Genomic DNA, 6,588 nt, shown 5'->3' with positions numbered 1-6,588 from the left:
TACAAAACACCCGACCAGATCCGTTTCGACCAAAAGCCCCTTGCATCTCGGACGCTAATGGATCTCAAACTGGCAGCGTAATCAAACAGCGCAACGCGATGTCTCATATCCGTGCACCGGTACACCAAGACGCAGCAGGCCCGTCTCGCGCGCCAGGAGCAGGACCTGCGCAAAGGCAGCTTCAATGGCCGTCCGGTTTGTCCGGCGGAAAGTGGCAATCGTGTCGTGATCCGGATGCAGGTTTGCCGCCACAAAGCGCACCCCGATGTCACGATATGTCGCCCGCTCGATCCGGCGTGAGGAAAACAGCCCGTTCGCATAACTGAAGATCAGAAGGGCCAGCATCAGGCGCGGATGATACTGCGCCTTGCCACCCGTGCGCGCCGGCACGCAGAACGCACTCATCGGAACCCGCTCAATGGCAGCGACAATGAAATGCGCCATATCGTCCGCCGGAAGCCACGACTTCAGGTCAGGCGGCAGAAGATATGGCTGGGATCGGTCAAATGGGATGAAACGGCTCATCCCAGCATACTATACCCTCGCCACTTCAAAGGGTACCCCAACCCGACAGGCTGTTAGAGGAGACCTGTGCGCGGGTGGTGGATATTGTCGGGGTCATCTATATTTGATGAAGAAAACGCGGCATTGATACTTGTTTTCTCCATGCCGAGAACGCCGCACAACGCGTTGCATGAGGGATATGGTGTCAACCTATCATGCCGCTACAGCGAGGATATTGAGCGTCCGTCTGAGATTGTAGGCAATGGCTGTGACGTGGATCTGGATGGCGGCTTTGGCAAGGCCGCGCCATCGCATCCGACGTAACCCATAGCTGCGCTTCCAGGTGCCGAATATCTTCTCGATCCGGCCCCGGGTCCGATGGACGGCATCGTTCCATGCCTTCAGTCGGGCAAGCGTTTCCTGTTCGTCGCGTCCCCACATCGACGTTGCGGCAACGCGGAGCGTACCGCCTTTCGACCGGACGGTGTCGCGGAAATGATTGCCCCGATAGGCGCTATCGGCAAAAACCTCGCCCGGGTCGTTGGGTATGGCATCCGGTCCAGCGCGGCCATCGTTGATATTGGCCGGCGTGATCGCAATCTGCTCGACCAAAGCGGTTGTGGCATCGGCACCGACGTGAGCTTTGAATCCATGCACGGCCTTGCGTCCTTTGTGCTTGACCCACCGTGCCTCGCCATCGCGTTCCGTTTGCGACGCGATGATCGTCGCATCGACGATCGTGCCGGTCTTGATCCGGATTGCCCGCGCTTTCAACTGACCCGTCACCGCTTCGAACAGGGCCCGATCGAGCGAGCGGGTGGCCAGTTCGCGTCTGAACCGCACGAAGGCTGTGCGCTCTGGCGCAGGTTCGTGTGCGGAAAACCCGCAGAAGCGGCGAAAGGATATTCGATCGTCCAACGCTTCAGCCAGTTTGACGTCGGAAAGGTCATACCAGACTGCAAGCAGCATCGCCCGGAACATCGTAAGCGGTGGCCATGCGGCTTCGCCTTTCGGAGCGGCGTAGAGTGGGGCAAGCAGCGCCGCAATCGGCTGCCAGTCGATCAGATCCGCAATGTCATCCAATGACGACGGCTTTCGATCTCGTCGCGAAAATACCAGGCAATCCTGACCAATCGACCGGTGCGCCATCGTCATGCTCCAGGCTTGATATCAGCCAGAAGAGAATCACCTTTCGTCCGAAAAATCCACCACCCGCGCACAGGTCTCCTAGAACGTAGCATCGCTGATCCCGTACTTGCGGCACAGATCGGCCGCCGTAGCGCCCGCCTGATGCTCCTTCAGGATCCCAATGATCTGGTCCTGTGCGAAACGCGCTTTCTTCATCGTCTGTCTCCAATGGACGGACGTTACTTCAAATCGAGGGCATTTCACGAGGCAGGGTCACATCATCCTCCGTGGCGCACACCGGCGACCGGATCGGGGACGTTGTCAGCATTCTTCGTACCCGGCCGGGCCGTATAATCATGCCATCCTCCGCCCAAGGCACGGTAGACAGTGATCAGGTTCTGATACCGCGCCGCTTGCACTTCGATCCGGTTCCGCTGGGCGGCATAAAACGTCCGCTCCGCGTCCAGAGTGGTCAGATAGGAATCCACCCCGGCGTCGAAGCGTGCCCGCGCCAGCCGGCAGGCATCGGCCCAGGACATGACCAGCGCGTTAACCTGTCGCGACTGGTCCAGATACGTGGCACGCGCGGTCAGCGCATCGGACACTTCATGGAACGCGATCTGAACCGCCTTTTCATAAGCAGCCATACGCTGGCTCCTCATGGCGCCGGACGCCTGTAGATTTCCTTCGTTCTGCCCCCAGGTAAACAACGGGATCTGTATCTGCGGGTTCAGGCCGAACGTCGTCCCGCCCCTCGAGAACAGATTATGGAACTGAAGGCTGGAAACACCATTCGAGGCCGTAAGGATCACACGCGGAAAGAAGGCGGCCCGCATCGCACCAATATCGTCGTTGGCCGCAAGCAGGGAAAACTCAGCCGCCTGAATATCGGGGCGCCGATCCAGCAGTTCGGACGGAAGCCCCGCCGGCAGATCGGCCAGAAGCGTCTGTTGCCCGAACGGCGCCGGCGGGGGCAGATCCTTCGGCAACGGCGCGCCAACCAGCAGCGCAAGTTCATTTTCGTCCTGCGCGACCTGCCTCTGGAACTGCGCATAATCCGCCGCGGCCTGCTGGAACTGTCCTTCGACCTGCCGCAAGGTAAGTTGGCTGGTCTCACCGCTGTCGAAGCTGGCGCGGGTCAGACGCAGCGTTTCGCCCCGCGATGCCATGGTCTGCCCCGTTATTTTCAGCTCTTCGCCGTGCGCAAGCCAGGCAACGTAAGTGGTGGCCACCTGTGCGATCACACTGATCAGCAAAGTGCGCTGGTTGGCGGACTGGCTCAGAGCGCGATCCGCCGCCTCGCGCGAAAGACTGCGGATACGACCGAAAAAATCGACCTCATACGCCGAGAAACCGATATCGGCCTGATAATATTTGAAAACATTGCCGTTCGCATAGGCGGAATTGCCCCGCTCCTGCCGCAAGCCCGGCGCAAAGCTCAGCCCCGCATTATCCGACGGCGCCTGATAGAGCGCCTGACCCGTCGCCCCGATCTGCGGGAACAGCGACGCATTCTGCACACGATACTGCCCCTGCGCCTGCACCACGGCAGAGGCCGCCGATCGCAGATCGCGGTTTTCCCGGATGGCGAGGGCGATCAGCGCTCTGAGCCGCCGATCGACAAAAAAATCGCGCCACCCCAGATCGGCGGCGGCGGTCTCGACAAAAGTCGACGACCCGGCATGATACCCCACCCCCTGCGGCCAGATGGCGGAGACCGGCAGGGCCGGCCGATGGTAATCGGGTATCAGCGTACATCCCGACAGCGCCGCGAACAGCACCGGACCCAACCTGCGCACCAGATACCCTGTCATGAACCCGGCTTTCCCGCACGGGACAGTTCCACGCGATCCTTCCGCCGACGAACCCGGAAAACCCGAAGCACGAGCACGAAGAACACGGGGACGAAATAGATCGCCAGCACGGTGGCCGACATCATGCCGCCGACGACGGCGGTACCGATCGCAGTCCGCGCCCCGGACCCGGCCCCGGTTGCGATCGCCAGTGGAAACACACCGCATACAAACGCGATCGAAGTCATCAGGATCGGTCTCAGACGTTCGCATGCGGCTTTGATCACCGCATCCGCAAGCGCGTCGCCGGCCTCGAAGAAAGCCTTGGCGAATTCAACGATGAGAATGGCATTTTTCACAGTCAGTCCCACCGTGGTCAGCAGGCCCACCTGAAAATAGACATCGTTGGCCAGCCCGCGCCACAACGTGGCCGCCAGCGCCCCCAGCACACCCAGCGGAATCACCAGCATCACCGCGAAGGGCACCGCCCAGCTTTCATACAGCCCGGCGAGACAGAGCAGAATCACCGTTGCCGCCAGCGCATAAAGCGGTCCCGTCGCGCTGCTTGAGCGCATCTGTTCAAACGACAGGCCAGTCCATTCGTACCCGATGCCGGGCGGCAACCTGTCCATGATCTCCCGAATGGCCGCCATGGCTGCGCCGCTGCTGTAGCCAGGGGCCGGCTGGCCGAGGATTTCATATGAATTCAGTCCGTTATAATTCTCGACCTTCTGCGGGCCGAAGGTCCAATGACCTTTCGCGATCACATCGAAGGGCACCAGCCCGTTCGCGGCATTGCGCAGATACCATTGGCCAAGGTCCTCGACCAACCGGCGTCCGTCGGCCTCGCCCTGGATGTAAACCTGCTTCACCCGATCGTTGCGCATGAACTGATTGACGTAGATCGACCCCAGCGCCCCTTCGATCGTCGTATTGATTTCAGCATTGGTCACGCCCAGCGCATTCGCCTTTTCGCGATCGATCTCCAGCTTGTATTGCGGCGCGTCCTCCAGACCGTTCGAACGCACGGCCGCCAGACGCGGGTCCCTGGCCGCCGCCATCAATATCTGGTCGCGGGCAGCCAGCAGCTTCTCATGACCGAGATGCGCGCGATCCTCCAGTTCAAGATCGAAACCGGTCGCGTTGCCCAACTCCAGCACCGCCGGCGGATTGATGGCGAAAATCTCGGCTTCCCGGTCCATCTCGAAATGCGTCATGATCCGCATCGCGATCGCGGCCGACGACCGCTCAGCGCCCTGGCGGATGCTCCAGTCCTTCAGACGGATAAAGAAAGCGCCCGCATTCTGCCCCTCGCCCGCGAAATTGAATCCATTCGTCGCGAAGACCGACACCACGTTTTCACGTTCGCTCCGAAGGATATAATCGCCGACCCGGCGATTGACCGCCGCCGTCTGCTCCTCCGTAGCCCCCGGAGGCAACGTCACCTGACCGAAGAGCAACCCCTGATCCTCGTCCGGAAGAAACCCTTCCGGAAGCCGGATGAACAGGAAGACGACCAGACCGACCAGCAGACCATATATCACCAGCGACGCCCCGCCGCGCCGCAGCATCCAGTTGGCACTCGCCCGGTATCCATCGGTCATTCGGCCAAAGACGCGGTTGAACCACCCCGCCAGCCCGGTTGTCCTCTGATGCATATCAGGTTTCAGCATCGTCGCACACAAGGCAGGCGTCATGATCATGGCCACCAGCACCGACAGCCACATGGCGGCGACGATGGTGATCGAGAACTGGCGATAGATCACGCCGATCGAACCGCCAAAGGCAGCCATCGGAAGAAACACCGCCGTCAGCACCAGCACGATGCCAACCAGCGCGCCCGAAATCTCGTCCATCGAGACCCGCACCGCCTCCTGTGGCGGCAGCTTTCTTTCCGCCATGACGCGCTCGACATTCTCGACGACCACGATGGCATCATCGACCAGCAGCCCCACCGCCAGCACCATGGCCAGCATGGTCAGCGTATTGATCGAAAACCCCAGAGCCGCGAGAATGCCGAACGTCCCCATCAGTACGACGGGCACCGCGATCGTCGGAATCAGCGTCGCACGGAAATTCTGGATAAAGATCAGCATCACAACGAAGACCAGCGCGATGGCCTCGGCCAGCGTGATCACGACCTCCTTGATCGACAGCACGATGAAGGGCTCGGTATCCAGCGGATAGATGACCTGCAGGCCCGGCGGAAAGAATTTCTCGAGGTTCTTCATCTCCGCGCGCACGGCCGCTTCCGTGGTCAACTGGTTTGCTCCGGGCGCCAGCTTCAGTGCCAGACCGACCGTCGGCTGGTTGTTGTAGAAGGACGTCACGTTATAGCTCTGCGGTCCCAGTTCGATCCGCGCCACGTCCTTCAGACGAACCTGCGAGCCGCCGCGTTCGACACGCAGCATGATGTCCCCGAACTCCTCGGGCGAGGTCAGCCGGGTTGGACCGATGATGGTGGCATCTATGCGCGTGCCCGGCCTCGCCGGCAGCCCCCCGATCTCGCCGGAGGAGACCTGCACGTTCTGATCCATCAGCGCGGCCTGCACGTCACTGATCGTCAGCCCGTATTTATAGAGCTTCCCAGGGTGTATCCAGATCCGCACGGCATATTCCGAGCCGAACAGCGTATGGTCGCCGACACCGGACACACGACTGATCGCATCCGACACGTTCGATGCTACGTAATCGGCAATGTCGAAGCCCGACATGCTGCCATCCCTGGAAATGAACGCCAGCACCATCATGAAGTCCTTGACCGCCTTCGTGACCGTCAGACCCTGCGCCGTCACGGCAATCGGCAGGCGTGGGAGCACGAGTTGCAGCCTGTTCTGCGCCTGAACCTGGGCGATATCCGGATCGGTACCCTGCGCAAAGGTCAGGTCGATTTCCATCTGCCCGCTGGCATAGGACTGCGAGGACACGTACGCCAGATGATCGAGCCCAAACATCTGCTGCAGGATCGGCCGCACAACGGTATTGTTCACCGTCTCGGCGGAAGCGCCCGGATACATCACACTGATCGCGATCTGCGGCGCGGCGATTGACGGATACTGGGCAACCGGCAGGCGGAAAAGGGAAATCCCGCCCAACAATATGACAATCAGCCCCACCACCCAGGCAAGAACCGGCCGATCAATAAAAAATCGAGACATAATCT

Annotated in this window: 3 protein-coding genes and 2 pseudogenes; all 5 read right to left on the bottom strand. The window is 60.8% G+C overall.

The window, feature by feature from the left end:
* Nucleotides 1-123: 123 nt before the first annotated feature.
* Nucleotides 124-525: pseudogene (locus HLH48_RS04270) on the bottom strand (transposase); the annotation flags it as partial.
* A gap of 192 nt (nt 526-717) precedes the next feature.
* Nucleotides 718-1,653, bottom strand: coding sequence for an IS5 family transposase (locus HLH48_RS04265; protein WP_182996251.1), 936 nt, complete (start codon nt 1,651-1,653; stop codon nt 718-720).
* A gap of 81 nt (nt 1,654-1,734) precedes the next feature.
* A pseudogene (locus HLH48_RS04260) lies at nt 1,735-1,848 on the bottom strand (transposase); the annotation flags it as partial.
* A gap of 62 nt (nt 1,849-1,910) precedes the next feature.
* The gene (locus tag HLH48_RS04255) at nt 1,911-3,446 is read right to left on the bottom strand and encodes an efflux transporter outer membrane subunit (protein ID WP_182996250.1); all 1,536 of its coding nucleotides are present in this window, start codon (nt 3,444-3,446) and stop codon (nt 1,911-1,913) included.
* Complete coding sequence (locus HLH48_RS04250; RefSeq protein ID WP_182996249.1) at nt 3,443-6,583, bottom strand: efflux RND transporter permease subunit; 3,141 nt, start codon at nt 6,581-6,583, stop codon at nt 3,443-3,445. The genes HLH48_RS04255 and HLH48_RS04250 overlap by 4 nt, the downstream gene beginning before the upstream one ends.
* Nucleotides 6,584-6,588 lie beyond the last annotated feature (5 nt).

The sequence above is a fragment of the Gluconacetobacter sacchari genome (assembly GCF_014174255.1).
GTDB lineage: Bacteria > Pseudomonadota > Alphaproteobacteria > Acetobacterales > Acetobacteraceae > Gluconacetobacter > Gluconacetobacter sacchari.
This window is presented reverse-complemented; position numbering and strand designations above follow the sequence as displayed.

What these genes read in the sequence shown, in the direction of transcription:
- HLH48_RS04265 (WP_182996251.1), bottom strand. Translation starts at nt 1,653, where the DNA reads ATGGCGCACCGGTCGATTGGTCAGGATTGCCTGGTATTTTCGCGACGA.
- HLH48_RS04250 (WP_182996249.1), bottom strand. Translation starts at nt 6,583, where the DNA reads ATGTCTCGATTTTTTATTGATCGGCCGGTTCTTGCCTGGGTGGTGGGG.
- HLH48_RS04255 (WP_182996250.1), bottom strand. Translation starts at nt 3,446, where the DNA reads ATGACAGGGTATCTGGTGCGCAGGTTGGGTCCGGTGCTGTTCGCGGCG.